The 26,106-nt window shown below is 58.2% G+C and carries 29 protein-coding genes and 1 riboswitch; of the genes, 12 read left to right on the top strand and 17 right to left on the bottom strand.

What is annotated here, in order from left to right; translation table 11 throughout:
* The first annotated feature begins 42 nt into the window (after nucleotides 1-42).
* The 4 genes from G505_RS0119900 (at nucleotide 43) to G505_RS0119885 (ending at nucleotide 2,962) form a co-directional block, all read left to right on the top strand.
* Nucleotides 43-495, top strand: coding sequence for an ATP-dependent zinc protease family protein (locus G505_RS0119900; protein ID WP_028111125.1), 453 nt, complete (start codon nucleotides 43-45; stop codon nucleotides 493-495).
* Nucleotides 492-1,397, top strand: coding sequence for a 30S ribosomal protein S6--L-glutamate ligase (gene rimK, locus G505_RS0119895; protein WP_028111124.1), 906 nt, complete (start codon nucleotides 492-494; stop codon nucleotides 1,395-1,397). Before G505_RS0119900 ends, rimK begins: the two co-directional genes overlap by 4 nt.
* Complete coding sequence (locus G505_RS0119890; protein WP_028111123.1) at nucleotides 1,384-2,448, top strand: succinylglutamate desuccinylase/aspartoacylase family protein; 1,065 nt, start codon at nucleotides 1,384-1,386, stop codon at nucleotides 2,446-2,448. The genes rimK and G505_RS0119890 overlap by 14 nt, the downstream gene beginning before the upstream one ends.
* A gap of 145 nt (nucleotides 2,449-2,593) precedes the next feature.
* Nucleotides 2,594-2,962 (top strand): mechanosensitive ion channel domain-containing protein, encoded by a 369-nt coding sequence (locus G505_RS0119885; protein ID WP_245568409.1) that lies wholly within the window; start codon nucleotides 2,594-2,596, stop codon nucleotides 2,960-2,962.
* Between the two features lie 226 nt (nucleotides 2,963-3,188).
* Here G505_RS0119885 and G505_RS0119880 read toward each other — a convergent pair whose 3' ends face one another.
* Nucleotides 3,189-4,112, bottom strand: a complete 924-nt coding sequence (locus G505_RS0119880) for a DMT family transporter (protein ID WP_028111121.1) — start codon at nucleotides 4,110-4,112, stop codon at nucleotides 3,189-3,191.
* A 227-nt stretch (nucleotides 4,113-4,339) separates the two neighbouring features.
* On the opposite strand from G505_RS0119880, the gene ada reads away from it, so the two are divergent.
* Nucleotides 4,340-5,404, top strand: a complete 1,065-nt coding sequence (gene ada / locus G505_RS0119875) for a bifunctional DNA-binding transcriptional regulator/O6-methylguanine-DNA methyltransferase Ada (protein WP_028111120.1) — start codon at nucleotides 4,340-4,342, stop codon at nucleotides 5,402-5,404.
* A gap of 122 nt (nucleotides 5,405-5,526) precedes the next feature.
* Here the strand turns inward: ada and G505_RS23515 are convergent, their stop codons facing one another.
* A complete protein-coding gene (locus tag G505_RS23515; RefSeq protein ID WP_084644085.1) occupies nucleotides 5,527-5,628 on the bottom strand; it encodes a helix-turn-helix domain-containing protein in 102 nt (33 codons plus the stop codon).
* A gap of 299 nt (nucleotides 5,629-5,927) precedes the next feature.
* Nucleotides 5,928-6,743: an alpha/beta fold hydrolase gene (locus G505_RS0119870; protein ID WP_028111119.1), complete on the bottom strand. Its 816-nt coding sequence runs from the start codon at nucleotides 6,741-6,743 to the stop codon at nucleotides 5,928-5,930.
* Nucleotides 6,744-7,181: 438 nt separating this feature from the next.
* Here G505_RS0119870 and G505_RS23400 point away from each other — a divergent pair, with 438 nt between their 5' ends.
* Nucleotides 7,182-7,379: a LemA family protein gene (locus G505_RS23400; RefSeq protein WP_028111118.1), complete on the top strand. Its 198-nt coding sequence runs from the start codon at nucleotides 7,182-7,184 to the stop codon at nucleotides 7,377-7,379.
* A gap of 58 nt (nucleotides 7,380-7,437) precedes the next feature.
* Here the strand turns inward: G505_RS23400 and G505_RS0119860 are convergent, their stop codons facing one another.
* Nucleotides 7,438-8,004 (bottom strand): SMI1/KNR4 family protein, encoded by a 567-nt coding sequence (locus tag G505_RS0119860; protein ID WP_028111117.1) that lies wholly within the window; start codon nucleotides 8,002-8,004, stop codon nucleotides 7,438-7,440.
* Nucleotides 8,005-8,431: 427 nt separating this feature from the next.
* Between G505_RS0119860 and G505_RS0119855 the strand changes: the two genes are divergently transcribed.
* Nucleotides 8,432-8,965: a protein tyrosine phosphatase family protein gene (locus G505_RS0119855; protein WP_028111116.1), complete on the top strand. Its 534-nt coding sequence runs from the start codon at nucleotides 8,432-8,434 to the stop codon at nucleotides 8,963-8,965.
* 15 nt (nucleotides 8,966-8,980) lie between these two features.
* Here the strand turns inward: G505_RS0119855 and G505_RS0119850 are convergent, their stop codons facing one another.
* Complete coding sequence (locus G505_RS0119850; RefSeq protein ID WP_028111115.1) at nucleotides 8,981-9,196, bottom strand: VOC family protein; 216 nt, start codon at nucleotides 9,194-9,196, stop codon at nucleotides 8,981-8,983.
* A gap of 213 nt (nucleotides 9,197-9,409) precedes the next feature.
* Between G505_RS0119850 and G505_RS0119845 the strand changes: the two genes are divergently transcribed.
* From G505_RS0119845 to G505_RS0119835, 3 genes are read left to right on the top strand one after another with little or no spacing between them, the layout of a single operon-like run.
* On the top strand, nucleotides 9,410-10,243 hold the full coding sequence (locus G505_RS0119845) for an AraC family transcriptional regulator (protein ID WP_028111114.1): 834 nt from the start codon (nucleotides 9,410-9,412) through the stop codon (nucleotides 10,241-10,243).
* A gap of 17 nt (nucleotides 10,244-10,260) precedes the next feature.
* On the top strand, nucleotides 10,261-10,992 hold the full coding sequence (locus G505_RS0119840) for an AzlC family ABC transporter permease (protein ID WP_028111113.1): 732 nt from the start codon (nucleotides 10,261-10,263) through the stop codon (nucleotides 10,990-10,992).
* Nucleotides 10,989-11,294 (top strand): AzlD domain-containing protein, encoded by a 306-nt coding sequence (locus G505_RS0119835; RefSeq protein ID WP_028111112.1) that lies wholly within the window; start codon nucleotides 10,989-10,991, stop codon nucleotides 11,292-11,294. Before G505_RS0119840 ends, G505_RS0119835 begins: the two co-directional genes overlap by 4 nt.
* Nucleotides 11,295-11,305: 11 nt before the next feature.
* On the opposite strand, the gene G505_RS0119830 is transcribed toward G505_RS0119835, so the two are convergent.
* Entirely contained in the window at nucleotides 11,306-11,617 is a 312-nt protein-coding gene (locus tag G505_RS0119830) for a YciI family protein (RefSeq protein WP_051216535.1), read from the bottom strand.
* A 349-nt stretch (nucleotides 11,618-11,966) separates the two neighbouring features.
* Between G505_RS0119830 and G505_RS0119825 the strand changes: the two genes are divergently transcribed.
* Nucleotides 11,967-13,877 carry a methyl-accepting chemotaxis protein gene (locus G505_RS0119825; protein WP_028111110.1) on the top strand — a complete coding sequence of 637 codons (1,911 nt, stop codon included), beginning with the start codon at nucleotides 11,967-11,969 and terminating at the stop codon, nucleotides 13,875-13,877.
* Between the two features lie 30 nt (nucleotides 13,878-13,907).
* Here G505_RS0119825 and G505_RS0119820 read toward each other — a convergent pair whose 3' ends face one another.
* The 3 genes from G505_RS0119820 to G505_RS22165 all read right to left on the bottom strand — a co-directional run bounded on the left by G505_RS0119820 (nucleotide 13,908) and on the right by G505_RS22165 (nucleotide 15,924).
* Entirely contained in the window at nucleotides 13,908-14,213 is a 306-nt protein-coding gene (locus G505_RS0119820; protein ID WP_028111109.1) for a hypothetical protein, read from the bottom strand.
* Nucleotides 14,214-14,336: 123 nt separating this feature from the next.
* The gene (locus tag G505_RS22170) at nucleotides 14,337-15,302 is read right to left on the bottom strand and encodes a phytanoyl-CoA dioxygenase family protein (protein ID WP_051216533.1); all 966 of its coding nucleotides are present in this window, start codon (nucleotides 15,300-15,302) and stop codon (nucleotides 14,337-14,339) included.
* 121 nt (nucleotides 15,303-15,423) lie between these two features.
* Nucleotides 15,424-15,924, bottom strand: a complete 501-nt coding sequence (locus G505_RS22165) for a CIA30 family protein (protein WP_051216531.1) — start codon at nucleotides 15,922-15,924, stop codon at nucleotides 15,424-15,426.
* Between the two features lie 935 nt (nucleotides 15,925-16,859).
* Between G505_RS22165 and G505_RS0119805 the strand changes: the two genes are divergently transcribed.
* On the top strand, nucleotides 16,860-17,438 hold the full coding sequence (locus tag G505_RS0119805) for a histidine phosphatase family protein (protein WP_028111108.1): 579 nt from the start codon (nucleotides 16,860-16,862) through the stop codon (nucleotides 17,436-17,438).
* Nucleotides 17,439-17,442: 4 nt separating this feature from the next.
* Here the strand turns inward: G505_RS0119805 and cobA are convergent, their stop codons facing one another.
* The 8 genes from cobA to G505_RS0119765 form a co-directional block, all read right to left on the bottom strand.
* Nucleotides 17,443-18,768: a uroporphyrinogen-III C-methyltransferase gene (gene cobA, locus G505_RS22600; protein ID WP_051216528.1), complete on the bottom strand. Its 1,326-nt coding sequence runs from the start codon at nucleotides 18,766-18,768 to the stop codon at nucleotides 17,443-17,445.
* Nucleotides 18,761-19,543, bottom strand: a complete 783-nt coding sequence (gene cobM / locus G505_RS0119795) for a precorrin-4 C(11)-methyltransferase (RefSeq protein WP_028111107.1) — start codon at nucleotides 19,541-19,543, stop codon at nucleotides 18,761-18,763. The genes cobA and cobM overlap by 8 nt, the downstream gene beginning before the upstream one ends.
* Entirely contained in the window at nucleotides 19,540-20,370 is an 831-nt protein-coding gene (cobJ, locus tag G505_RS0119790) for a precorrin-3B C(17)-methyltransferase (RefSeq protein WP_028111106.1), read from the bottom strand. The genes cobM and cobJ overlap by 4 nt, the downstream gene beginning before the upstream one ends.
* Nucleotides 20,371-20,462: 92 nt before the next feature.
* Entirely contained in the window at nucleotides 20,463-21,992 is a 1,530-nt protein-coding gene (locus G505_RS0119785) for a cobalamin biosynthesis protein (RefSeq protein ID WP_028111105.1), read from the bottom strand.
* The gene (cobI, locus tag G505_RS0119780) at nucleotides 21,989-22,741 is read right to left on the bottom strand and encodes a precorrin-2 C(20)-methyltransferase (RefSeq protein WP_028111104.1); all 753 of its coding nucleotides are present in this window, start codon (nucleotides 22,739-22,741) and stop codon (nucleotides 21,989-21,991) included. Before cobI ends, G505_RS0119785 begins: the two co-directional genes overlap by 4 nt.
* Nucleotides 22,738-23,994, bottom strand: a complete 1,257-nt coding sequence (locus G505_RS0119775; RefSeq protein WP_028111103.1) for a bifunctional cobalt-precorrin-7 (C(5))-methyltransferase/cobalt-precorrin-6B (C(15))-methyltransferase — start codon at nucleotides 23,992-23,994, stop codon at nucleotides 22,738-22,740. Before G505_RS0119775 ends, cobI begins: the two co-directional genes overlap by 4 nt.
* A complete protein-coding gene (locus G505_RS0119770; RefSeq protein WP_028111102.1) occupies nucleotides 23,991-24,644 on the bottom strand; it encodes a precorrin-8X methylmutase in 654 nt (217 codons plus the stop codon). The genes G505_RS0119775 and G505_RS0119770 overlap by 4 nt, the downstream gene beginning before the upstream one ends.
* On the bottom strand, nucleotides 24,641-25,792 hold the full coding sequence (locus tag G505_RS0119765) for a cobalt-precorrin-5B (C(1))-methyltransferase (RefSeq protein ID WP_245568408.1): 1,152 nt from the start codon (nucleotides 25,790-25,792) through the stop codon (nucleotides 24,641-24,643). The genes G505_RS0119770 and G505_RS0119765 overlap by 4 nt, the downstream gene beginning before the upstream one ends.
* A gap of 91 nt (nucleotides 25,793-25,883) precedes the next feature.
* A riboswitch (cobalamin riboswitch) is annotated at nucleotides 25,884-26,032 on the bottom strand.
* Between the last annotated feature and the right edge of the window lie 74 nt (nucleotides 26,033-26,106).

The raw sequence follows: 26,106 nt of genomic DNA, 5'->3' as shown, positions 1-26,106 counted from the left end.
AGGCGCCCCGGGGGGCGCCGGACATCAGCCGAAGGAGGCTGTATGGACAGTGAAAAGAGATCGCCCAAGCAGTGTGCCGGTTGGCGGGAGTGGGCCTCTTTACCCGACCTGGGCATCGACAAGATAAAGGCCAAGATGGATACCGGGGCGCGCACATCCTGTCTGCACGCGTTTCACACCCGGGTATTCGATAAAGAGGGTCACCCCTGGCTGGAGTTTCATGTCCACCCCCGCCAGGGAGATGTAGACACCGTCGTGGTGTGCCAGGCCCCCATTGTCGACCAACGTGACGTCACCGATTCCGGCGGTCATGTGGAAAACAGACCGGTAATTCTTACCCAGCTTACCCTCGGCACCGAGAGTTGGCCGGTGGAGATGACCGTCACCAACAGAGATACCATGAAGTTTCGCATGCTCATCGGTCGGACCGCCATGCGCGGCCGGCTGCTGATTGACTCCGACTCATCCTATTTGCTTGGAGAGCAACCGAAATGAAGATCGGCATACTGTCACGCAATAGCAAGCTTTACAGCACTCGCAGGCTCATCGAAGCCTGTGAGCAACGCGGCCATCAGGCAGTCGTGATCGACGCCCTGCGCTGTTACATGAACATCAATTCAGACCAACCCAGCATTCACTCTAAAGGGGAAAGCCTGGAAGGTTTCGACGCCATCATTCCCAGAATCGGTGCGTCGGTGACGTTCTATGGCTGCGCCGTGCTGCGTCAGTTCGAGATGATGGGTGTCTACCCGGTCAACGAATCAGTGGCCATCACCCGCTCCAGAGATAAGCTGCGCTCCATGCAACTGCTGTCACGCCGCAAGGTTGGCATGCCAATTACCGGTTTCGCCAGCAAGCCCGATGACATCAAGGATCTTCTGGATATGGTTGGCGGCGCCCCTGTGGTCATCAAGCTGCTTGAGGGAACACAAGGCATTGGCGTGGTCCTGGCGGAGACCCGCAAGGCGGCAGAAAGCGTCATCGAAGCCTTCCTTGGGCTCCGGGCCAACATCATGGTGCAGGAGTTCATTAAGGAAGCAGACGGCGCCGATATCCGCTGCTTCGTCATCGGCGACAAGGTTATCGCCGCCATGAAACGCCAGGGAGCCGAGGGTGAGTTCCGCTCCAATCTGCATCGGGGAGGCAGTGCCTCACTGGTGCGCATCACTCCGGAAGAGCGGCGTACTGCAGTAGAGGCAGCCAAGGTCATGGGCTTACGCGTCGCCGGTGTGGACTTGTTGCGGTCCCATCGTGGCCCCTTGGTGATGGAAGTGAACTCCTCTCCGGGACTGGAAGGGATCGAGGCCGCGACCGGGAAGGATGTGGCCGGTATGATCATTGAGTACATTGAAAAAAACGCCAAACCTCAAAGGACGCGCACTCGTGGCAAGGGCTAAACCAAATCGTGGTTTTGAATTGGGTGGGGTCGAGGTTGCCCCGGGAACGCAGCAAACCATACAACTGGATGTTGCCCAGTTGTACACCCACACACCGCTGACCATTCCTGTGGAGGTGCTGAATGGCCGCCTCGAAGGGCCGGTGCTGCTGATCAGTGCGGCCATCCACGGGGATGAACTCAACGGTGTGGAGGTAGTCAGGCAGATTCTGTCTCTGGTGGAGCCGGCCAAACTGAAGGGCACGCTCGTCGCAGTACCTGTGGTGAATGTCTTTGGCTTTATCCAGAAAAGCCGCTACCTGCCGGACCGGCGCGATCTCAATCGCAGCTTCCCCGGCAGCCAGAAAGGCTCCATCGCGGCCAGGCTTGCCCATCAGTTCTTCAGCCAAGTGGTGACCCGTTGCAGTCACATCATCGATCTGCATACGGCCGCGGTGTACAGAACCAATTTGCCTCAGCTCAGAGCCAACCTGGATGACCCGGAAAGCAGTGCAATGGCTCAAGCCTTTGGTGCACCGGTAGTAATCAACGCCTCCACCAGAGACGGCTCTCTCAGAGCAGAAGCTCAGGCTAAGGGCATTCCTGTGCTCACCTTTGAAGGAGGTGAAGCGCTCAGGTTTGACAGCGGTGCCATAAACATGGCGATCAAAGGTTGCATTCGGGTGATGCGCAGCCTCGGCATGCTGCCGTCACGTCGACGAAGCCGGTCCGACACTATGGCTGTGGCACGGTCGACCTCCTGGGTCAGAGCCGAGCAAGATGGCATCATCCGCTCCCAGGTCGCACTGGGCTCAAAAGTAAAAAAAGGAGCCGTGCTAGCCAAAATTGCAGCACCGCTGGGGCACGGAGAGTTCACTCTGCTTGCGCCCAAGGAGGGGATCGTTATCGGTCAGCACACCCTGCCACTCGTCAACGAGGGAGACGCGCTGTTTCATCTTGCCTACTTTGAGCAACAGCACGCTGACGAAGCGATGGCGCAGATAGACTCTCTCTTCGATGAGGACCCGGGTCCCGGCATCATCTACGACGTCGATGAGCCTGGATTAACCTGATAACAAGACAAGGAGAAACTGAATGCAGTGGATATTAGCCGGCGTACTGATTCTCGCCTACATCACGGCAGGAAGACTGGTAGCCCGGGGAATCGAAAGCTACGGGCAAAAACGGTCTGTACAGCCTTTTCGAGTGCGATACTTGGTGAGAACACTCAATATCCTACTCTCACTGGCGTTGCTTCTGGCGCTGTTTGTGGTGCTTGGCGTGGAGTATGAGCAGTTGGCCGTTTTAGCCTCCTCCATCTTTGCGGTGGTTGGCGTGGCACTGTTTGCCCAGTGGTCCATTTTGAGCAACATTACCGCCAGTTTCGTCATTTTCTTCGCCTTTCCCTATCGCGTCGGTGACTACGTGAAGGTAGTAGACAAAGACGATGACATATCCGGTGAGATCGAAGAGATCGCTCTGTTTCACGTGATCATCAGACAGGGGGACAGAATGATCACCTACCCTAATTCGTTGATCTTGCAGAAATCGGTAATAAAGATGCCGACGCAAAGCAAGGCGGAATAGCTCCATATCATATCGACATACAGATCAAACACAGCCGTCTCTTAGTCAGAGTACAGCGCCCAACATAATACTTGGGCGCTGTCCCTTACAAACTGCCATTATGAGAAGTGACTGGGAACGCCACATGATGCGGTCATTGGAAAGCTGAGTTGTGTCTATGGTTCTGGGGGCGATTCAATTCGCGCTACCTGCCTATTCGTTAAGCTATCGGTTTGTACAGTGGCGGTTAGGCCTTCGCAATCATTCTGCGCTGCCATAGCCGCCCATCGATGGCCGATAAGCCCAGAGCAATCAGCGCCATTCCCACAAAATGGACAGCCTCCAATGATTCGTTGAGGAACAGTAATCCGAGCAGTATCGCCGAGACGGGAACCAACAATGTAACCAATAGCAGATTGGTGGCTCCTGCCGACTCCAATATTTTGAAATAGAGAACATAAGCGACAGCTGTAGAGAGGACAGCAAGCCCAACGATGGCTCTCCATGTCCCCATGCTGGGCACTGCAAAATCAAGAGGACCGTCTATGATCAGTACGATAGGCGCCAACACGAGCGCTGATGCAGTGACCTGGCCAGCAGCAGTAATTATGGGGTTTATAGCCATTGCCTTGAATCGGCGGCCATACACGCCGGCAAACGCATAGGACACAGTTGCAGCAATGATAGCGAGTTGTGCTAGCAAGCTGTTGTCGCCATCGATAGCGGGTAGACCGATCATCACAACTACTCCAGTAAAACCAATCACTACTCCTAAAATTTTCAAGGGCTTGGCACGCTCGTCAGGTAGTAACATGCTAGCGACAACTACAGTGAATATCGGAGTTGCAGCATTAAGGATCGATGCCAGTCCAGACGCAATTTGAGTTTGCCCCCAAACGATAAGGACAAAGGGAATGACATTGTTCAACAACCCCATTCCCAAAAATGCCGCCAAAACTCCCAAGCTCTTTGGTGGGCGCAGCCCCATGACCAACGCGATGCTCCATAACGCTATGGCAGCGATTCCTACCCTGAGCAAAACAATTGTAAGTGGCGGCAGATCTGCTACAGCTATACCGACGAAGAAAAATGACCCTCCCCACAGGATGGATAGAGCGACCAACATTACCCATTCACGAGCGCCCATAGATGTGTTTATCGTAGATATCATAGTGAGTACCTGTCCCAAGTTCATACATGTTGTAAGCAGCTTAGCGAGTGATCAAAACTCAAAACATCCGATTATTGCGCTCTAATTCAATTTCGCTGCTTGGTCTGGCACAAGGTGTCCGAACGCAACAAATTGCTTGGTTTGAAATTACTCAGCAATAATCGGATGGACACGCTTCGCGAACTCAGTTCAACTAGTATTGTCAAATTCCAGTAAAGGGTTACGTCATGTCGATGCCATCAGAACAGCTAATGCGAGTAGCAATACAGGCAAGGGATAAGTCCTTCGATGGACTGTTTTTCTATGGCGTTATCACAACGGGCGTATTCTGCCAACCATCCTGCTCCGCTCGCCTAGCCAAGCCCGAAAACCTAAGATTTTTTCCAACTATTGAATGCGCCATGTTGGCTGGTTTCAGGCCTTGCAAGCGTTGCCAAGCTACGGACGGCACTCCACGGGTAGCTCGATTAGTGGAGGTCGCCCGCCATATTGAGGAGCATGCTAATGAACGGCTAACACTGGCTAGCTTGGCTGAGTTAGCAGGACTGTCTCCATCAAGGCTACAAAGAGTATTCAAAGAAGCCTTTGGCGTTTCACCTAAGGCCTATCAAGACGCTGTTCGAATGCGACATTTCAAGCAATCCTTGAAGGAAGGTGACAGCGTAACTGATGCAATTTTCTCCTCCGGATTTGGCTCCATTAGCCGTGTCTACGGCGAAGCGACCCGAAATATTGGGATGACGCCCAAGGCCTATCGCGCAGGCGGTGCTGGCGAGACCATCACCTACGCGTGTCGAACCACAGCACTGGGTCTAATGGCCATGGCAGCGACGGATAAAGGAGTCTGTTTTGTTCAATTCGGTGAAAATGAAACGTCTCTGATCTCCAACCTAGAGGCGGAATTTCCTAAAGCTGAATTAAGCACCTCTCCTGCGCAAGATGCTCCTGAACTTGATGCCTGGATGGAAGCATTGAATCAGCATATTAGTAAAGGGGCCCCAAGACCCGACTTGCCACTTGATATGCGAGGCACAGCCTTTCAAATGAAGGTATGGAAATTTCTGTTGAGCATCCGAGAAGGTGATGTTCTTAGCTATAGCGAGGTGGCTAAGAAAATCGACAAGCCCAAGGCTGTTCGGGCGGTTGCGTCAGCTTGTGCAAAAAACCGTATCGGCGTGCTTATTCCTTGCCATCGGGTCTTGCGAGGAGACGGAAGTCTTGGCGGATACCGCTGGGGATTGGAGCGGAAACGGGCATTACTAGAGGCGGAAAGAGACCGGCTCGCTGGATGATGTTCTAATGTTATGCAATTAGCCCGTCTTATTACTGGCGTAAGCATAGTGCCCAACTGAGACATCTTTAAAGAACTTTAGGACGGCGACTTCAGGCACAAGGGTGACATTGATCCTCCATCTCAACTAAGAAAGTGACTTGGCGTTTTACCGGTTACAGTTCGAAATGCTTGAATGAATGCGCTCGGACTTTCAAAACCGGCATCCAGTGCAACGTTAGTCACCGACCCCCTTTAGCAGCCCAGACGGTACACCCACAGCAACGGTCATTATCACTTTGCTTTTATGGACTCGCCATCGCGGATGTGAATAGCCCCGATTTTCATAGACACTGGGTGACCGCTACTGGCGCCCAAACGGCCATTGAATGGTATTCCATAAAATGATCGTTTGACGGGTAAAGACTCAATCAACCAGGACGGAGACACACCTCACCTGTTTAGCCACCCCGCAGGGTGGCCTTATTAGGAATTGCTTATAGAACACCTGCCTGCGCAGGCAGCCGTATACAGATGGCTTATGCTCAGCCATACACCCGCTCAAAAAACGCCGACAGGTGTCGGTTTACAAACTCCGGATTCTCCAGGGTGGAGATGTGACCCGCCTTGGGGATCTCCACCATCTGGGCACCGATGATCTCATCCAGCATCAGATAGCTCTCCAGCACGGTGCGTGCCCTGTCCTCCTGGCCCACCATGATCAGTACCGGCAGCGCCAGCTTGGCCAGATAGTCCACCTGATCCCGGCGACCGAAGATGATGCGGCCCATGCGAACGATGTCATCGATACGGGACTCCGGCAGATTCGCCAGACTGTCACGGAACCCTTGTGCCAATTCCGGGTGGCGCTCTGCCACGTCAGTTGCAAAGAACAGCGGCACAATCTGATCCAGCAGCGGCGCCGACACCTGACGGGTCTCTTCGATGGCCGCCAGCATGGCAAAGTATTTCTTGTGGGTCACTTCCGGCTCCAGGCCCACAAAGGTGTCCATCAGCACCAGGCTCTGAATGCGGCTGGGCGCCAGTTGCGCCAACTCGGTGGCCCACATGCCCCCCACGGACAACCCGACGATGGAGAAACGCTCCACTTCCAGGGCATCCATCAGTGCCAGCATATCTTCGGCGATGCCCTTGAGGTTGCGCGTCTCGGCAGGAATGGCACCGGACGCGCCGTGTCCCCAGAGGTCCGGTACGATGCAGCGGTAGTGCTGACTCAGGGCTTCTATCTGCGGGGCCCACATGGCCGCGTCCCACAGGTAGCTGTGGCCGAACAGCAGCACTGGGCCCTGGCCCTTGTCCAGATAGCTCAACTCATTGCCGCGGATGGTGATGGATGTCATGACGGGTGTCCTATTGCCTGGGGTTCAAAGGAGGTATGTGGGGGACCACTCTACTGCATCAGCGGGACCGATTTCATCAGACCACTTCACCCATTTTACTCAACTGCCGGGATTTTCGGCACCAATCAAGGCGAACGCCCGGTTTTGAATTTCCGGCTGAGTGGTATTTACATTTCTTGTTTAGTTACAGTAGTTTTTAGGTATTATTGTCGCCTCCTCAAAGCGTTAAACCGTCCCACCCCACTCCGAAGCACGTTGAAAGGAGTTTCATGAGCCACAACAAACGGGTGACGGCCATCAACGAGCTGGGTCAGGGGGGAGTGGATGCGGCCAAACTGGCACAGGCAGAGAAGCACACCGCAGGGCTTCTGCAGGGTCTGAGGGTGGCCGTGGAAGCCTATCCGGATCCTGAAAGCCTCCGACACCTACCTCAAGGTGATGGCGGAGATCTCCGAGCAGCAGGAGCAGGTTGGCGCCGCCATCCGCATCTTCAACCGTAACGTGGAAGAGTTCAACAACGGCATCCAGATGTTCCCCGGCTCCCTGATAAACGCCATGCTGAACCGCAAGCAGCCCATCAACAGCTTCACCGATGCGCAGGCCCAGGCGGGCTTTGACTACAAGCCCAACCTGTAACCTTGGCAACAGTGGATCAAACAAGCCCGGCAGTGCCGGGCTTGTTCACGTTTCAATCTCAGTGTTCGAGATAACCGATTCTGAGCACGAAATCGATAAAATCGAGGAACATAGGGTGAATCACCGGAGCCTTGGGATCCACAAAGGCGATGGCCGGCTCGCAGGGGTTGCGGCTGAAATCCAGACACAGCAGGAACCCGTTGTCCCAGGCCAGGGGAATCATCTTGCGCAGAAGCAGCTCATGGTCCTGAACAAAGTCGGCAGGAAGACAGGCTGCCAGAGTGGCGAACGGGTTCAGATCCGGCTGCTGAAAGCAGGACAGATCAAAGAAACAATGACGGTCCGGGCAACGCAATTCGATGCCGACCGGTTTGAACGCCTTACCCAGCGCACTGGGATAGACATATTTGGTGCTGGCTTCATAGCCACCACACTGCTCCAGAAAATCCAGTATCAACAAAGGAAAGCGAATTCCCATAGTCGCTTCCAAATAGGCCACCACCTCTCTGTCCAACGGCTCTCGCATGGGAGCAAAGGCTATCTGGCTCAACATGGACCCCGGAGGCACCAGGTCCTCACCCTTGTGGAGAATGGACAGCTTGCGGTCATCGGTAAACAGCTTCATCGGCACTTTCACTGAACAAACATCGATATAACAGCAGACTAACACAGCCCTTTTCCCAGGCCAGAACGGTGCATTATGATTTATTTCTATGGGTTGATAGCCTATTTGGAATACACCAGCATCCACCGGCTTTATCCCCTACTCCGCAGAGGAAAGTGGCTGTAAATTAATCACCTGCAGACAAGCAGCAACTCGGATAATCCTTAGGATGGTTGCGGTTATCACCATGCCCTGACCGATACCCTCCCCTGCTTCGACGCAGATAGACGTGGCCCCAAGTCGAAGCGCTCTTTCGCACGTATTGTGCCAAGGAGAAACGCCGGGGCGTGATCTGAGTCCTGCGGCCTTTAACAGATGCTGACACTTTCCCCATTGCCGGCTTAAAGGACTGAGGTAAGTTGTGATTAACACTCTGGAGGATAAACAGATGATCAAAAAAGTAGTCCTGGGCACTCTGCTGGCATCCGCCGGGGCACACGCCGCCATCCAGCCCGAGGCACTGGCAGAGGTCAAAGCGGTCCAATTTCCCTCTGAACGGGTGATCACCTCAGGCCTGCCCCTTCCGCAGCAGTTTCCAGCTCTGAAGCAAGCCGGAGTGGATCTGGTGATCAATCTGATCCCTGCGGGAAATCCAACGGGTCTGGAGAATGAGGGCAAGCTGGTGACCGAGGCGGGCATGGAGTACGCCCACATCGGTGTGGACTGGAAGCAGCCGACCGTGAAGGATGTCCAGCAATTCCTAAAGGTGATGGATGCCAACGAGGACAAAGATGTACTGATCCACTGCGCCGCAAACTATCGCGCCTCAGCCTTCTACTATCTCTACCTGCTGCACACAGGAGCCGAAGACAGCCTGGCTCTGCAAGGTGAGGCAATGGCGCCCTGGGGCAACTTGAGCAAGAGCTTTATGGCGTACCCTCAATGGCAACGGCTGATTGAGGAGACAAAAAAGAGTCTGTAGGCCTTTTTTGTCCGGTTAGCCTTGGCGGAGGGCCATGGGGTGATCGTCATTGAGCTGGAGCAGATCCCACCGGTTACCGTAGAGATCTTCGAACACCGCCACCATGCCGTACTCCTGCTCGGGCTGATAGCTGTCCTCGATGAGTTCGAAGTTGAGCTTACCGACGTAAAACTCCAGGGCTTCATCGTAATCACGCACCACCAGGGCAACATGGACTAGGGACTGTTTCATGAGCTCACCGGCTCCCAATAGGGTTGATTCTCGCCGATATCCTACTACGACCATGCTCTCTGTAACCATCGCAGTCTGGCTCACCGAGCCGCGCCGAGGTCACTGAACCCAGTCTTCGCTGTATGGGACAGCCCCGAGAGACAACGGCAATTTTGTACAAGCCATCATCACCATCTCGGTTACACTGGTTGGCCGTCATCAGTGAGACAAGCAATGAGCAAAGAGCAGGCAGAGTATCGACACTGTCCGGACCTGGGAGGTCTGGAACTGCTGCATGCTCGTTACCACAAGCAGAACTTCTCCCGTCATACCCATGAAGGCTATACCGTTGGCATCATCGAAACCGGCGCCCAACGTTTTTTTCGCAGTGGCGGCAATCATGTGGCGCCCACTCATACCATCATCCTGGTGAACGCCGATGAGGTGCACAATGGTTGCGCCGCCACCGAGGGAGGCTGGTCCTATCAGGCCATGTACCCCACCCCCGAGCAGTTTGAAGCATTGAGCAAAGAACTTGGCTATCCGGGCGCGCCCTACTTCTGCGAACCCGTGGTGCGGGACCCCACCCTGGCCGGGCAGCTCAAGCTGACCTTCGATGCCTTCAAATCTGAGTCCAGCGCCCTGCTCAGGCAATCCCTGCTCTATTCAGTGATGGTCCAACTGATGAGCCGCCATGGCCGTCAGAGGGTGGCCGAACAGCGGAGTCCAAGGCCTCAACTGCTGTTGGCCAAGGAGTACCTGGATGCCCACTGTGCCGAGGATGTGGACCTGGAACGCCTGGCCACAGTGGCAGGCCTGAGCCCCTTCCACCTGCTCAGGCAGTTTCGCAAAGAGTTTGGCCTTCCGCCCCACGCCTACCAGTTACAGGCCAGGATCCGTATGGCCACCGGGTTGATCCGCATGGGACTGACGCCACTGAAGGCAGGGCTGGATTGCGGTTTCTACGACCAGAGCCACTTCAGCCGTCACTTCAAGCGAGTGGTGGGCGTCCCGCCCGGAGTTTATGCCCGCTCATGGTCTGGCAACAGCCAGAATCCCCGAATCTGAACCACAGGAACCGATGCATGTCGCAACAGCCCCAAGCCTATCGGCAGGTCCGTCGCCGATCGCAACTCTTGAAAGGCGCTCTGGCCATGAGCCCGCTTACCCTGGCGGTGCTGCCCTGGGGTCTGCTGGTGGGATCTCTGGCCATGGATGCCGGCCTCAGCCCGCTTCAGAGCCAGGGGCTGTCGGCAATCATTTTTGCCGGGGCGGCGCAGATTGCGATCATCGGCCTGCTGAAAACCGGTGCCGGAGTCGGCGCCATCCTGGCCACCACCGCCCTCATCACCTCCAGGCACCTGCTCTACTCCATGACCATGAGACGCAAGGTGAGTGTCTTGTCGCTGAAGTGGCGGCTGACTCTGGGATTTCTGCTAACCGATGAGCTGTTCGCCATCGCTCATCCAGGCAAGGAGGAGGCGGAGAGCCCCTGGTACATGCTCGGTGGTGGGCTGAGTTTTTATCTCGGCTGGAACCTGGCTACCCTGGCCGGGGTGCTGCTGAGCCAGCAGCTTCACTCATTCGATACCTCGGGGCTGGATTTCGCCATCGCCGCCATCTTCATAGCTCTGGTGACGCCCGGTCTCAGGCGTCGATCTCACTGGATCTGCGTTTTGGTGGCCATGCCCCTGGCGGTACTGGCGGAAGCATTGGCTTGGCCCATGGGGCTGCTGATCGCCTCGCTGTCAGGCATGGTGGCTGGCGCTGTATTTGCCAATCTTACCGGGGAAACTCTGATGGAGGACAAGGGGTGATCTGGTTAACTCTTCTCTCTTGTGCCGTGCTGGTATTTGCCAGCCGCTATCTGTTTTTGGAGCCCAAACTGCCCGTACGCCTGGGACGACGCAGCCAGCATCTGCTCAGCTATAGCGCCCCGGCAGTATTGAGCGCCCTCGCCGCCCCGCTGATCTTCATCAGGGATCAGAGCATCGACCTTCACTGGCACGACCCCTATCTGGTTTGTGGCTTACTGGTTGCGGTACTCACCAGGCTTGGCGCCAATGCCCTGGTGGCCATCGCCACAGGCATGGGACTGTTTCTGCTCTGGCCCGGTTAATTACGGTAACACTAACGAGGATCGTCGCCCCACAAGGCAACACGGAACGGGAAGAGTTCGGCCCCCATCACCCCTTCTGAAACGGCAGGGTCGAACTCCATCAGTTTCTGGGCTTCCTCCTGAGTCTCAGCCAACACGATCACCAGGCCAAAGGTGTGCTGGTCTTCAGTCAGGGTGCGCCCGGCCATTGCCACTTTCCCCTCATCCTTGAGCCGGCTGAGATAGGCGAAATGGGCCTCCACGGCACTGGCCTCCTGAGGGGTTGGCCCCTGACTTAACATCTCCGGCCTAAGTGGTCGAAGCTTATATAAAAACTGATTCATCTGAACTCCTTTCATGGCAAATGATCATCACACCTGACCTCAGTGTATGTGACCCTCGGACCTTGCACAATTTCCAATCAAATAACTTCTGAATCAATCAGTTTGCCGAAGCCCAGCCCCGACGTCGCCAAGTATCATTCAAGCCCCCTTCTGAGAAGAGAATCTGCTCCCGTCCCATTGGATTTTGGCCAGGGATCCCACTTTGAATAAACCAATTAAAAACTTTAAGGAAACATGCTGTTGCTCTCAAACCCCAGTCACCGTATCTCGCTAATCTGGAGCCATAAATAGAAGCTAACCCTGAGTCCCTGAAAGCGCTGCCACGCCTGCAGGTCTGTCGGAGTCGTTCATGTTAAGAAAGCCCAACATCAAAAATCGCATCATCATCGGCATCAGCCTGCTGGTCTCGCTGTTGATGGCCTTTATCCTCCCGCTAATCATCGTCCAATTCTCCCAGGCCATAGACTCTGCCGAGCTCAGGCAGCTTGAGGAGCTCAACGAAACCGCCACTACCGAGCTCAATGCTTCCGGACGCCTGGCCCAGGCGCTGGCTACCGTGGTGTCGCTGACGCCGCAGTTTCAACAAGCCTTTGCCGAGCAGGACAGGCAGACTCTGGCCGAGACCACCCTGCCCATCTTCAAAGTGATGAAACAGCAGTACGGCGCCCGCCAGTTCCAGTTCCATAACCCGCCGGCCACCTCCTTCCTGCGGGTACACAAGCCCGCCAAGTTTGGCGATGATCTCTCCTCCTTTCGCCATACCGTGGTAGAAACCAATGCCAGGAAACAACCTGTCATGGGTCTGGAGCGAGGGGTCGCCGGAATTGGCATCCGCGGCGTGGTGCCCGTGTCCCACCAGGGCCAGCACCAGGGCTCCGTAGAGTTCGGACTCTCGTTCGGCCAGGCCTTCTTCGACCGCTTTAAACAGACCCACGGGGTCGAGATCGCCCTGCACCTGCCGGATGGCGATGCCTGGAAGCCTTTTGGTTCGACTCTTGGCGATCTGCGCCTGGGCGCAGACGCTCAACTGGCGCTGGCCTTCGACGGCCAGCCTCAGGTGGTTCAAACCGATCTCAATGGCCAACCCGTGGCTGTCTACCTGCACAACATCAATGATTACTCCGGCAAGCCCATGGGTGTGCTTGAGGTGGTGATGGATCGCAGCGAAAACCTGGCGATGATGACCCAGATGCGGAACACCATACTCCTGTCAGGGCTGGCGGCATTGGCCATCGGCATCGCGGTTGCCTGGTTCATCGGCCGAGGCATCACCCAGCCCATCGAAGCCACTACCGCCACCATGGCCAACATCGCCGACGGGGATGGCGATCTCACTCTGAGGCTCGATGACAAGGGCCACGACGAACTGGCTGATCTGGCCCGCGCCTTCAACCGCTTTGCCGCCAAGGTCCACAACACCATCAGTGAGGTCACCGGTGTTGCGGGCCAGCTGGACAGCTCCGCTCAGGAGCTGGCGTCCATCACCAGTGAGAGCCAGCTCGGCATGAGCAAACAGCTGCAGGAGACGGAGCAGGCGGCCACGGCGATGAACCAGATGAGCGCTACCGTAGAGGAGGTGGCTCAGAATGCCACCCTGGCCGCGGATTCTGCGCAAAACGCCAATAAGGCTACGGAAGGAGGCAAAGAGGTGGTCTCCTCGGTGTCCGACAGCATCCATCGGCTCTCCTCGGAAATCGACGGTGCCGTTACCGTAATCAAGGATCTCGAACAGGAGACAGGTCGAATAGACGGGGTACTGGAGGTGATACGCAACATAGCAGAACAGACCAACCTGCTGGCCTTGAACGCCGCCATTGAAGCGGCCCGGGCTGGGGATCAGGGGCGGGGCTTTGCGGTTGTGGCCGATGAGGTACGCACCCTGGCCAGTCGCACCCAGGCGTCGACCCAGGAGATCCAGCAGATGATCGAGCAGTTGCAGGGTCAGTCCGCCAGGGCCGTGTCGGTCATGGACGACAGCCGCAACACCTCTGAACAGTGTGTCGCCCTGGCCAGCAGTGCCGATCGGGCTCTGGGACAGATCAGCGAAGCGGTCAACAGCATTACCGAGATGAACATGCAGATCGCCAGTGCTGCCAGCGAGCAATCGGCGGTGTCCAATGAGATCAATAAGAACGTAAACACCATCAACGACATCGTGTCGGAAACCAGCCAGAGAACCCACAACGCCGCTTCCGCAGGAGAAGCGATGGCTCAGCAATCAGACACATTGAACCGGCTGATAAATCAGTTCAAACTGTAGATGAAAAAGGGGCCGTCCGGCCCCTTCTTCTTATCTGACAGATTTGACCCTGAAAGAGGCATCCAGCGGATCACCTCTGAACCCTTTTCCGGGCTGGCGAAGCGGCTCTACCTCATACTCCAGCTCCTGAACTCGTTGCCTCAGCCTCTGGTTCTCGGCACTGACCTGATGCAGCTGGCGCCGATACTCCTCCAGGTGTTGCCGTATCCCGGTATCCCTGCCGGTCTCTGCCCTACTCTGCACTTTGGCCTTGAGCGCCAGCGCATTACACAGAATCAAAGCAAAGAGACAGCCGATGGCGATACCGCCAATGACAGCAAAAGCATCCACGCTCATAGACACCTCCCTTTACGTCCCTGTTTCCTTTAAGCGTAGACCAAACCGTTGGTATATCAACGCAATACAGCCCATAGAGAGCCGTTCAGCAACCCAGTCTGGTCATGACCACCCCAAATGCAGCTAGCGAGTGAAGTTAGGTTCCGCTCGCGAGCCCCCCTCGTCTTGCCGCCTCTGACGCCGCAGATCGGAGGGAACAGGGTACTCGGGGTGATAGAGGTCGCGACTGGCACAGACCCCGGGCAGTGACGGCTCCCAGCCGCTCTCTATCTCGGACGCCAGCTCCGAAATCGACTGGCCGGCCCGGGGATAGTGCTCCCAGTCGACGGGCCAGTCCTCTTCATCGGCCCGGGCCAACACCTGACTCATCCAGCGGCGCCTCAGCTCAGCCCATTGGCCAGATTGGGAACCGCTTTCCATCACCGCCTGCCAAGGACGAACCTCAACATAGAGGGTGCGGCGCACCCCTTCGGAACGTCTGGGTGGAGAGCCGTGGAGAATCATCATGTCCTGCACCAGAATGTCTCCGGCTCTGGCAGGCTGCTCCACCACGCCGGGGGGATGCCAGCCATAATGCTCGACTAGGGATTCGATGGACTGGAGTCCATGCTGAGTGCCCGGCACATACCTCAGGCAGCCATCTCCTGCGTCCGCGTCATCCAGGTAGAGGCCAACATTGAGGTAGGGAAAACGACGGTCGTGCTGCGCGCCCTGATGCCAATTGATCACCGGGTGGGGGTGCTGATGCTTGTAGAACAGGCCGAGGTTCAGCGGGACGGCGCCCGGCCCGCACAACTCCCTGGCCAGCGCCATCATCGCCGGGCAGGCCAGGGTATCCAGCACCAGTTCGGTGGCGTAGCTAAGCAGGTTATCGTAGCGCATCAGCCTGGGTCCCACAGGGTCTTCGATGACGCAGAAATCCCTGCCATGCACACCTTGACTGTGGGCCTCCAGAGCCTGCTGCTCAAGATGCGATGCTACCTGTCGCCAGCGATGCACAAGTTGGGGTGGGAATGACCCGGGCAAACGCAACAGGCCCTGCCTGGAAAACAGGCGGCGCTGGTCCGGGGTCAACTGATAGTTTCTCATATGCCCTCCATGGCGTGGCTATCAGTGCCTTTCTCTATTTACACTACCGAGTTTGAGAAAAGGAACAATCCTCTTGCATAAAAAAACATCAAAAACAGCAGGGACTTGTCCGAGCTTGCGCTCAGCTGCTCTGAAGCTGACTCACTGCCGTCAATTGATACAGATTGAGGGCAAAGGGACCACTTTGGCCCTGCCCCATCAGCAACCCAAGCTGCTCGACCCTGTTCTCATCCAGAGGTTCGGCTCCGGCAACGGTGCGACCGCGAAACCTCGGCTCGAACTCGCTCAGGGGCAGTTCTATCACCTCGTCCCTGCCCGGCTGAGTGGCAAACCCGGCTACGTAGAGCACCCCGTCGCATAAGCCATCCATCTTCAGCCTGAGTTGATAGCTGTTGCCGTCCCCCCTGAGCGTCAACCTCAGGGCCCGGCAACCCTCAGGCAATACCAGGGGACGACGCATGGAGGCAAAGCCTCCGCCATTTTCCAGGGAGACTACACCTTCAAAACAGCACCCCTGCTCGGTGGCCACCATCTGGCTTTGAGACACGCCCCCCATCACGCCATCGTTGATGGGGCGCCACCTCCCGGCTTCTTCCGCACACAAAAAATCCACAAGCTCCATAATCCCCCTCCCTGATTGGCCATGGTCTGCCCTTCAGTCCACCGCTCTCTGCCATTTTGAGCCCAATCTCCGAAACCGATGCGCGAACACCAGAGTATTCAACTTCTCCTATTGCCTTACATAAGAGTACCTCTTGAATGCCTGTGCAACAGAGTGTTCCGTTGCAAAGGGGGGCTCCGAAGGCATGGCGCTGTGTCTGACCGGATTGCCACCACAGGCCGCACAACTGAGCGGCGCCCAGGTGTTGAGCAAACATTGAATCGGACTTTGGACGAGGCCGGGCCATTGAACAAACCCAGCTTTATTTGCCTTATAAAGAGAACTTACATCCAAGCCATAGAAAATAGACGGTATCACTGAATCGAGGGAGTTTAGTGTTAACGTTTCGTGTTTTCACTTTGCGGAACGCTTGGCTTTTAACCAGAATATTGTAATTAAATTACAATGTAATCGCACCATCCTGCCCTCTCAGTCCATCCACGAGCGCATTAGAAACTTGCGATATAAACATTGGGAATTCTGAACACACAAACTCAACACTGGTGCGGGCTGCAGCGCAGATAAAAAAAGGCAGCGCTGATGAGACGCCGCCTTTTGCAGGGAAATGATAATGAACCTAACACCGTAGAATTGTAGTTAAGTTCACAAATCATCTTACTGATTACAGACTCAAATGGAACTGGCATTTGTCACATATTTTCACTAAATCAGGCTCGATTGTCTGTTTTGCAGCCAGAAAACGCTACCTGTCGATAACAAAACATCTCTCATCACGGATTTGGTGAAAAGTTTGATGCGAAACTCATGATTTGGACAACTGCTCTCTCGAAACACTGTGAGAGCTGAGTCACCAATGGAAAACTACTGTGGAAAGTAACATTGTCTTCACACACCAGGGACTGGTGTACTGTCGGGTCTGAAGTTGGAGACCACAAATGTCCCTTATCTACTGCCGACACGGCAGAACCCAGTGGAATGATCTGGGCACCCTGCAAGGCACTTTTGACAGCCCGCTTACAGACACTGGCAAGAAACAGGCTTACGAAAGCGGTCGTCTGGCCGCCCCCCATTCTCCGCAGTTGATCTACTGCAGCGAACTCAAGCGAGCCAGGGACAGCGCCGAACTGGCCAATCTCTCCCTCTGTGTGCCTGTGCTGACCTCTCCCCTGTTAAATGAGCGCTGCTTTGGCGCTCTGCAAGGGCTGGACAGGACAACTCATCCAAAGTGGTGGCAAGCCTACACCGGCAGGGATCAGCAGGACTGCATGGCCATTCCAGGCTCTGAAGCCGCCTCCGCAGTCGCCTGTCGCATCGGTGCATTTTGGACTGAAATGCGGGAAATGCACGGAGATACGCGCATTCTGGTGGTGGGGCACGGGGAGTGGCTCAAGATCGCCCTGAGCCTGGCATGGGGGCTCTCGCCCTGGAGCGGCGCGCCTCCTCTACCGGACAATGGCCAGGTGTGGCGATTGGAGGAGATGCGCGAACTGATGCCGCAGCAACAGTCCGCGTAAGAGTTCAGGCTGCCACGCGTCTGGCTTGCGGGGCCGATTCGTTGACCCTGAAGCCAAGGCGCTGCTCCTCTGCTCGCACCCTATAGCAGCCGCTGAACACCAGAGCATCCGCACTCAAAAGATCATGCTCCACCAGATAGTGGAACGCCTTCTCCTCCTCAACGGTGACCGTGGAAGCCTGAACCAAAGGGTACACCGGCTCGATCAAACGGACCTTACGCAGGCACAGGCCTTCAGAGGCATACTTGGTGATGCTCAGCGCCTCTGAAGCTGGCTTCTCCATCTGCTTGATGAAAAGTCCCTGTTGCGCCATCCAGGCGCAGGCCTGCTCAGTGCCCGACAACCGCCAATGCCAATGACGGCAATCCAGTTGCTGTTCCAGACAGAGGTGATACAGACTCTCGGCCGCTTCCCGGCTGTCCAGCCACAACTCCCTGGCGGCCAGCAGCCGTTGCCAGCCTGCATCATCCAGTGTGTAACTCAACTCAATCTGAGGCGCCTGAACCACCACTGCGCCCTGATGCCTCAACGAGTCCACCAACGCAGTGTCACCTCCGCAATCCAATACCTGTACACCGCTGAGAGGCAGTGCGCCTCGCCAGTCCAACTCTTCAGACAAGGACACCACCTGCCCCATTACCACCAGCATGGGATCGCCGTTGCCGAAGTCGGCAATGCGCTCGCCGATCTCATTCAGTTCGGCGGTAATCATCCGCTGCTTATGACTGGTGGCCGCCGAAATCACCGCCACTGGCGTGCAGGGATCCCTGCCTCTCTCTATCAGCTCTCTGGCATGTTGAGCCAGTTTTTTCGCCCCCATATAGAGCACCAAGGTGCCGGAGCTCTGACCCATCGCCGCCCAGTTGCCAATGGTGGTGGATGCCCTGTGACCGCTGGCGAAGGTGACGTCGGACGCCATGCCATTACTGGTCAGCGGAAAACCTGCATAGGCGGCCGCCCCCAATGCCGAGCTGATGCCGGGCACCACCTCGTAGTCGATGCCATGGTGCTGCAGACAGCGACACTCTTCGGTGGCACGGCCAAAGATGAAGGGATCGCCGGCCTTGAGGCGCAGCACACTGCGCCCGGCCATTGCCTGCTCCACCACTTCAGGGTGCATGCCATACTCGATGCTGGTGCCACAATAACCCCGGTACCCCACCGGGATCATGGTGGTACCCGCAGGCACCAGAGAGAGCACCGCCGCATCAATAAGCAGGTCATAGCAGACCACGTCACACAGGCCCATCAGTTCATGGGCGCGGCGAGTCAGCAGGCCAGGGTCACCCGGGCCGGCCCCCACCAGGTAGACCTTCCCCGGCTTAGTCATGGCTGACCTCCGCCTCGCTGATCCGCGCCCGGCGAAAACCATGGGTAAACTCGGCGGCGTAGAGGCGCGAGTCGCGAAACTCTGTGGTATCCAGCACCTTGGAGACGATGATCATCGCCGTGGCACGGATCCCGGCGCCCTCTACCTGATCCACTATGGTGTCCAGGGTGCCGCGCAAGATGCGCTGTTCGGGGTGGGAAGCTTTCTCCACCACCGCCACCGGCCAGCTTCCCGGGTAGATCTCCTTGAGCTCCCGGGCCACCTTGCGGATCAGGCTGGCGGAGAGGAATAGACACAAAGTAGCCTCATGCTCGGCCAGAGACTTGAGGTTCTCCTTCTCCGGCACCGGAGTACGACCGGAGGCCCGGCTGAGGATAATGGTCTGGCACTGCTCAGGCAAGGTCAGCTCCTGACCCAGCGCCGCCGCCGACGCCTGGAACGAGCTCACTCCAGGCACCACCTTCCAGTCGATGTTCAGCTTATCCAGCCTGCGGGTGGTCTCTGCCAGGGAGCTGTAGATGGAGAGATCCCCGGTCTGGACCCGGGCCACGTCCTGCCCCTTGTCGTGGGCATCGACGCACACCTGGATGATCTCATCCAGATCCATCTCTTCGGAGCTGAGCACCAGGGCATCTTCCCGGGCACGGGCCACCACCTCCTTGGGCACCAGAGAGCCGGTGTAGAGCACCACAGGGCAGGACTCCACCAGGCGGGCACCCTTGACGGTAATAAGATCCGGATCGCCTGGGCCGGCGCCAATGAAAAATACGGTCATGCTGATACCTCCAGTTGAGTTTCGTCCAGGGAGCGTCCCCGCTTCTGGCCCGCCTTCACCGAGCCATCGTTCAAGTCATATTTTTTGCTGTAACCCCGAGGGGTGACGATCAGATCGGCAAAGCGGTAGCTCTGGCTGTTGCCCACCACCACGGCGGCGGTCATGCCGAACTCCAGATCGGTAAAGCTGTCCAGGGTGGAGAGCTGCACCGATTGCTCCGGTCGATAGGCGTTGTCCACAACGGCAACCGGGGTATCGCCGCTGCGGTGCTTGAGCAGGATCTGCTGCGCTTCGATGATCTGTTGGGTACGGCGGCGGGATCTGGGGTTGTAGAAGGTGATGGCAAAATCCGCCATGGCCGCCCCCTCGATGCGCTGACGAATCAGACTCCAGGGGGTCAGCAGGTCCGACAGGGAGATGGTGCAGGCATCATGGCCCAGGGGCACCCCAACCAGAGACGCGCAGGAGTTGGCCGCGGTGACGCCTGGGATCATCTGTACCGGCAGATCGTCATTGCCCCGCCAGCCCTTCTCAGCCAGCAATTCATACACCAGCGGGCCCATGGCGTAGATCCCCGCATCGCCGCTGGAGATGATGGCCACCCGCCTGCCGGACAAGGCGGCCTCGACCGCCAGGGTGGCTCTGTCCACCTCCCGGGTCATGCCACTGGCGCTGGTTTCCTGACATACCAGCAGGGGACGAACCATATCCAGGTAAGGCTTATAGCCCACGACCAGATCGGCCTCTTTGATGGCCAGAGACGCCATGGGGGTTAACAGCTCCAGGGAGCCGGGGCCGATGCCCACAATACTCAGGTGACCACTCATGGTGGTGCCTCCTCAAATCAGGTTTATTTCTCAGTGCGGACCGCTGACATTCAACAGGCCGCAGTTCAATGAGTTTGCCGGTGCCCGGGGAATCATGGGCAGGGTTCCATGGTGGCCAGGCACTGGGCAGGCACCACCTCGGCCAGGGCCTGCCCTTTGGAGAGGGCCTGGAACACCCTTTGCCACTGCTCTTTGGAGAACCCTTCCAGGGATTGCAGCCACTGGCTGTGATTGACATCCGCACCTCTGGCGTAGATCACCGCCGTGGCACGCTGTCGACAGGCGCCTGCGCAATGACTTCGGGTCACCTTGATGCGGTTTTGGCCCTTGGAGAGGTTCATCTCCTTGAGGATCTGCCGCAGTTGATGGGCCAAACCCTCGGCACCGGACTGCTGGCAGCGGCCGCCCTCGCACACCACCAGATGGTGGCGGTAATGGCGCACGGGTTTGGGCGCCCCGCCGCTGGCCAGGCCTTTGTGGCTGGCACGGGTGCGTGAAGGTCCGGAGAAAAAATTCTTCAGTGTCCTGCGAACCAGGGGCTCCTCAAAGGGGATGACACAGGCGGCCAGGGTCAGGTTGTAGCCCTGCCCCCGGTATTTGAATTTGGGCACCAGCAACTTGTCAGAGCCACTGCTGTGCAGGCAGGCGGCTTCGGCAACGGACGACACCCCGATGCAGCGCAGGACGGTGTCCGATGGGTTTTCAATTCCCTTGACGTCTCTGAGGGCGTCGGCGCTGAAACATTCGAAGGGCCGCTCGACATGTTTTGCCATAGCCAGGATCCCCACTTCATCGGCCTTAAGGTCGATGGACGCGAAGCGCGCTACGGATTGCGGGTGAAGGTTATTGGCATGCAAAAAAGCCTCGATGCCCTGCTCTATCACCTGCTGCGGGGTGTTGCGATCGCAACCGATGCCCAGCACCAGATCCCTGGGGCGCCAAATCGCAGCCGGCAGGGTCAGCTTGGGCAGTGTGCGGCTGCGGCTGATCACCACCGCCGCGTCCATGGCGCCCACAGGCGGCAACTCGGCCGACTCGCTGACCTTGAGATGCTCGGGCATGCGCTCCTGCCCCTGCCACCACCCTTTCTCGCCCCCCTGCTGCCAGATGAGGGTGGGACGATGGTTGACCACGGCGCTGGCCACCTGAGTCAGGTCGCCTTCGCAGGCGGGATCCAACTGCCAACCAAAGGGCTCACCCAAGGTGTCGACTGAGATCAGCCCAGAGCTGTCAGAGGCCGTGGTGAGGGTGGCGGTGGCGCCTAACAGCGTGGCAACCCGAATTGCCATCTGGTTGGCACCGCCTCGATGGCCACCGAGCAGGGGGATGGCAAAATGGGCATTTTCGTCGATGCACACCACGCCGGGGTCCTGACGTTTGTCCTGAAGCAGCGGTGCCAACATGCGGGTGGCAATGCCGGCACTGAACAGGAACAGGTGCTGGTCGTAGGAGCCAAACTGCTGCTGAAGGTGTTCCGCCAGCGGCAGGTTGAGCGCCTGCTCGCCGCCCCAATCTCCCTGCCTGTCCAGCACAAACAAACGCGCCCCGGGCAACTGAGCAGTCAGCTTCTGCCCCAGCTCTGCGCCTTTGCGGGTGATGGCATGGATGGCAATCCGGGTCATTGCTGGCCCCGACGCAAAATGCCCTTACGGCCGCGAATGGAGAGCTGAACCATGGCGAAGTAGCGATGCTCCTCGGGCACCTCTCGAAGATCCCGGTACACCTGCTGATTTTCGCCGGTGGCGTGAGATACATAGGTGGCGCAGTGCAGCAGCCCCATGGGCTCCAGCATCTCAATCAGCGGCTTAACCATACGCCCGGCCTTGATGAGGATGAGGGTGTCGAACTCCTCAATCAGCCTCGGCAGCATTTCGATGCCGTAGGTCGCAGGCACCACACAGAAACGCTCCTCGCCATCGGCCAGAGGGATGGTGGTTGCCGCAGGCACCGCAGTAATGGAGCTTACCGCAGGCACCACCTCCACCTGCAGGTTGGGCAGGCGCTCTGCCAGCTCCTCCTGAAGGTAGGCCCAGGTGCTGAATACCGATGGGTCCCCCTCGGTGATGAAGCCCACGTCCAGCCCCGCCTGCAGTCGACTGACCAGGGCCTCGGCGGCCGCCTCCCAGGCGGGGACGGTGATGGAGACATCACGAGTCATGGGAAACCACAGGTAGAGCGCTTCACCGCGCATGCTCTCGGTATCCAGCTCCTGCTGTGCAATGGCCCAGGCAAAGGAGTCTGCCTGGCCCTTGTTCTTTTCAGGAATGGCGATCACATCCAGCGACTGCATCAGGCGCAGGCTGCGCAGAGTCATCAGATCGCCGGCGCCTGGGCCAACACCAATGGCGTAGAGTTTTCCCGTTTTGTTCATTGGCCTTCGGCCCTCTTTTCAATGGTAAACAGATGAATGGGGTTATCCCCCTGGTATCGGGTGTAGTGCGCCAGGCTCTGACCGTGGGCGGCAGTGAGCATCAGCACCTGAGCATCAACGCCGGCGTCACGGCACAACTGGTGCAGCTCGCTTAGGCTCTCCAGGGTGACCGCACTGAACACCAGCCGGCCGCCCGGCTTGAGCCTGGCCAGGGCCAACTTGAAGATCGCCGCCATCTCCCCGCGGCTGCCGCCACAAAACACCGCATCTGGGTCAGGCAGAGACTCCAAAGCCTGGGGCGCCCGCCCCTTGATTAAGGTGAGGTTGTCCACCCTGTGGGCACGCCGATTTGCCTCCAGGGTGGGATAACATTGGTCGTTGCACTCCACCGCGTACACCTGGCCCTGCCAGGCCTGCTTGGCGGCTTCGATGCCGATGGAGCCGGAACCGGCGCCGAGATCCCAGACCACGGAATCCGGCTGAACCCTGAGGTTGGCCACCGCCACCGCCCGAACCGGCGCCTTGGTGATCAGCCCCCTGTCCGGGGTGCGTTTGGCGTAGGCGTCATCCGGGCAGTGACCGGGATACCCGCCCCAACGCAAGGCGTCGGTGCGCTCCAGCATCATCAGATTCAGAGGCTGAACAGGCTCGGCCTTCCCTTGTACCAGCTGCTCAATGTCGAAGCTGCGCACTCGCTCGTTGACCCCGCCCAAGGCTTCGCACAAATGAATCCGCCAATGGGTTTCACCGAACTCCAGCAGGTGCTCGGCGATTCTCCTGGGGTTGTGCTCGGCATCGGTGAGCAGGACGAAACGCTCGCCCTGCTGAAGCCTGGCCACCAAACCGGTCAGGGGGCGGCCATGCACCGACAGCAGGTCGGTCTCCTGACTGGCCCAGCCGAGTCGGGCACAGGCCAGCTGCATGGCACTGAGGCTGGGGATAATCTCCAGCTCCGGAGGCTGCTCCAGGCCTTCGAGGAAGGTTTTGATGCGGCTGCCGATGCCGAAGAACATGGGATCGCCGGAGGCCAGCACACAGACATCCCTCTGCTGGGCCGACTCGGCGATGGCCTGCAGGTAGCCCTCGATAGGGGTGGTCAGTGTCAGCCGCTCCCCCTGAAACTGGGGAAAGAACGCCAGATGGCGGCCGGCACCGGCCAGCACCTCGGCCTCGGCCACCGCATTGATGGCGCGGCTGGTCAGGCTGAGGCAGCCATCGTCGCCGACACCGATAACCCGGATGCGCCCTGTCACTGTGCCGCCTCCACCATCAGGGCATGCAGGGTGGACACCACCAGGGGGCTGCCCCCTTTGCGGCCCACAGAGGCAATGTAGGGCACCCCGCTCTGGGCCACCAGGGCATCTTTGGATTCGTCGGCACGGACAAAGCCCACGGGGATGCCGATGATCAGGGCGGGTTTGGCCTCGCCGGCCTCGACCATGCGAAGCACTTCAAACAGGGCGGTGGGGGCGTTGCCCACACCGACGATGGCGCCATCGAGCAGCCCCTGCTCCCGGGCGAAGCGCATGGATTCGATGGCTCTGGTGATCCCCTGCTCCCTGGCACGGTCGATCACCTGGGGGTGGCTGATGAAGCACTGGCAGGTGACGCCGAAACGCTCGCTGCGCACCGGACTGACGCCGGCGGTGATCATGGTGACGTCGGAGATGATGTTGCAGCCACGGCGCAGCGCCTGGACGCCGGCTTCCACCGCGTCCCGGGAAAACTGGAACAACTCCCTGAACTCAAAGTCTCCCGTGGTGTGGATGGCGCGTCGCACCACATTCCACTGGCCCGGGGTGAAGGGGTGTCCCCCCATGTGTGCCACCTCCTGATCGATGATGGCGAAGGAGTCAGACTCGATTTGCCGCCCCTGGGCGGTCAGTTGTTGCATGGCACTCATTGGAGCTCTCCATGGCAGGCGCAGGCCAGGGTGGAACCGTCGAAGTCCACCAGGCGAACACTTACCGAAAAGGCGTTGTGGGAGTACTCGGCGCAGTGGCGGGCAGCCTCGGCGCAGAGAGATTGCAGATAAGATTGGGGTAACACCCCGCGAACCCGTTCCAGAATGTGACGGCCGGTATTGGCCTGACGAATCTGGTCAATGACCACCTTGTCCTGGCAGTGGTCTGTAGCCAGGCTGGCCATCAGCTCAAAGTCGATGGGGCGGCCGCTGACGTGGGTCATCATGGTGCCTGAGACCAGCTTGCACAGCTTGCCGATCATGGTCACCAGCTCCAGCCGCCGAACCCCGTAGCGGGCGCCGGCGCGTAGGCCCACACCGGTAAAATCCCCCACCTGAATAAAGGCGGTGTCAGTAAGATCCGGATGGTGCGACATGGCCGCCTTCTCGGTGCGGCTGCCGGTGGTCAACACCACCTGTTCCAGCCCCTGAGCCCGGGCCACCTGGATACTCTGGCGAACCGATGCGGCGTAGGCAGAGGTGGAGTAGGGATTGACCGTGCCTCTGGTGCCCAGGATGGACAGGCCACCAACGAGGCCCAGGCGCCGACCTATGGTTTGTTCTGCCAGGACCTCCCCGCCGGGGACGCTGATGGACACCCGCACCCCGGACAGCCCGAATTGCTGAAGCAGAGGCAGCAGGTGCTCACGCATCATCTTGCGGGGCACCGGGTTGATGGCCGGCTCCCCCACCGCCAGTTCCAACCCGGGCAGGGTCACAACGGCTAGCCCCTCTCCCGCTTCGAAGCGGATCCCCGGCTGCTCTTCCAGCGCCACGGTCGCGGTGATGGCCGCTCCGTGGGTGCAATCTGGATCGTCGCCCGCATCCTTGATCACCGCACAGCAGGCGCGGCCCGGCTCGAGGCTGTGAGGTATGACGTCGAAACTGGCCTGCTCGCCAATGGGCAGCTGGATGGTGACCCGCTCAGGTGCAGAGGATTCGCCACCACACAACCACTGCAGGGCAGCCAGGGACGCGGCAGTTGCGCAGGCGCCTGTTGTGTAGCCCCGCCTGAGCTCACCCCGGTGGCGGCTCTTGCGGATTCGGGTGACCCCGGCGGCGGATGGCGATTGTTGGGTATTGGTCACTTGAAGCATTCCACAAAATTCTTTGGAAGCTCAACGACAGGGGGGCGGGTGCAATGATCTCTCACTACTGCCGGGTAGGCCCGCCTGGCGTTTAGCGTCAAGGTTCGAGGTGGGTATTCTGGCTTTCAGCGATGCTGACTACAGTTGCGGGTACAGCCCGGAATTTCGATCCGGTTCCCCCTGCCTGGCTCGAATAACTGAGACAGGCCGCCCTTTTGCGGGCCCCTGGAACTGTGCCCAGTCTAGAGAGCCCGTCCGCCAGAAACACTGTGGAAAGTTGAAGTGATTTTTGCCCGTGAAGCTGAATGTGACGC

Source organism: Ferrimonas futtsuensis DSM 18154 (genome assembly GCF_000422645.1).
Taxonomy (GTDB): domain Bacteria; phylum Pseudomonadota; class Gammaproteobacteria; order Enterobacterales; family Shewanellaceae; genus Ferrimonas; species Ferrimonas futtsuensis.
This window is presented reverse-complemented; position numbering and strand designations above follow the sequence as displayed.

What these genes read in the sequence shown, in the direction of transcription:
- G505_RS0119900 (WP_028111125.1), top strand. Translation starts at nt 43, where the DNA reads ATGGACAGTGAAAAGAGATCGCCCAAGCAGTGTGCCGGTTGGCGGGAG.
- rimK (WP_028111124.1), top strand. Translation starts at nt 492, where the DNA reads ATGAAGATCGGCATACTGTCACGCAATAGCAAGCTTTACAGCACTCGC.
- G505_RS0119880 (WP_028111121.1), bottom strand. Translation starts at nt 4,112, where the DNA reads ATGATATCTACGATAAACACATCTATGGGCGCTCGTGAATGGGTAATG.
- ada (WP_028111120.1), top strand. Translation starts at nt 4,340, where the DNA reads ATGTCGATGCCATCAGAACAGCTAATGCGAGTAGCAATACAGGCAAGG.
- G505_RS0119870 (WP_028111119.1), bottom strand. Translation starts at nt 6,743, where the DNA reads ATGACATCCATCACCATCCGCGGCAATGAGTTGAGCTATCTGGACAAG.
- G505_RS23400 (WP_028111118.1), top strand. Translation starts at nt 7,182, where the DNA reads ATGGCGGAGATCTCCGAGCAGCAGGAGCAGGTTGGCGCCGCCATCCGC.
- G505_RS0119860 (WP_028111117.1), bottom strand. Translation starts at nt 8,004, where the DNA reads ATGAAGCTGTTTACCGATGACCGCAAGCTGTCCATTCTCCACAAGGGT.
- G505_RS0119855 (WP_028111116.1), top strand. Translation starts at nt 8,432, where the DNA reads ATGATCAAAAAAGTAGTCCTGGGCACTCTGCTGGCATCCGCCGGGGCA.
- G505_RS0119850 (WP_028111115.1), bottom strand. Translation starts at nt 9,196, where the DNA reads ATGAAACAGTCCCTAGTCCATGTTGCCCTGGTGGTGCGTGATTACGAT.
- G505_RS0119845 (WP_028111114.1), top strand. Translation starts at nt 9,410, where the DNA reads ATGAGCAAAGAGCAGGCAGAGTATCGACACTGTCCGGACCTGGGAGGT.
- G505_RS0119840 (WP_028111113.1), top strand. Translation starts at nt 10,261, where the DNA reads ATGTCGCAACAGCCCCAAGCCTATCGGCAGGTCCGTCGCCGATCGCAA.
- G505_RS0119830 (WP_051216535.1), bottom strand. Translation starts at nt 11,617, where the DNA reads ATGAATCAGTTTTTATATAAGCTTCGACCACTTAGGCCGGAGATGTTA.
- G505_RS0119825 (WP_028111110.1), top strand. Translation starts at nt 11,967, where the DNA reads ATGTTAAGAAAGCCCAACATCAAAAATCGCATCATCATCGGCATCAGC.
- G505_RS0119820 (WP_028111109.1), bottom strand. Translation starts at nt 14,213, where the DNA reads ATGAGCGTGGATGCTTTTGCTGTCATTGGCGGTATCGCCATCGGCTGT.
- G505_RS22170 (WP_051216533.1), bottom strand. Translation starts at nt 15,302, where the DNA reads ATGAGAAACTATCAGTTGACCCCGGACCAGCGCCGCCTGTTTTCCAGG.
- G505_RS22165 (WP_051216531.1), bottom strand. Translation starts at nt 15,924, where the DNA reads ATGGAGCTTGTGGATTTTTTGTGTGCGGAAGAAGCCGGGAGGTGGCGC.
- G505_RS0119805 (WP_028111108.1), top strand. Translation starts at nt 16,860, where the DNA reads ATGTCCCTTATCTACTGCCGACACGGCAGAACCCAGTGGAATGATCTG.
- cobA (WP_051216528.1), bottom strand. Translation starts at nt 18,768, where the DNA reads ATGACTAAGCCGGGGAAGGTCTACCTGGTGGGGGCCGGCCCGGGTGAC.
- cobM (WP_028111107.1), bottom strand. Translation starts at nt 19,543, where the DNA reads ATGACCGTATTTTTCATTGGCGCCGGCCCAGGCGATCCGGATCTTATT.
- cobJ (WP_028111106.1), bottom strand. Translation starts at nt 20,370, where the DNA reads ATGAGTGGTCACCTGAGTATTGTGGGCATCGGCCCCGGCTCCCTGGAG.
- G505_RS0119785 (WP_028111105.1), bottom strand. Translation starts at nt 21,992, where the DNA reads ATGACCCGGATTGCCATCCATGCCATCACCCGCAAAGGCGCAGAGCTG.
- cobI (WP_028111104.1), bottom strand. Translation starts at nt 22,741, where the DNA reads ATGAACAAAACGGGAAAACTCTACGCCATTGGTGTTGGCCCAGGCGCC.
- G505_RS0119770 (WP_028111102.1), bottom strand. Translation starts at nt 24,644, where the DNA reads ATGAGTGCCATGCAACAACTGACCGCCCAGGGGCGGCAAATCGAGTCT.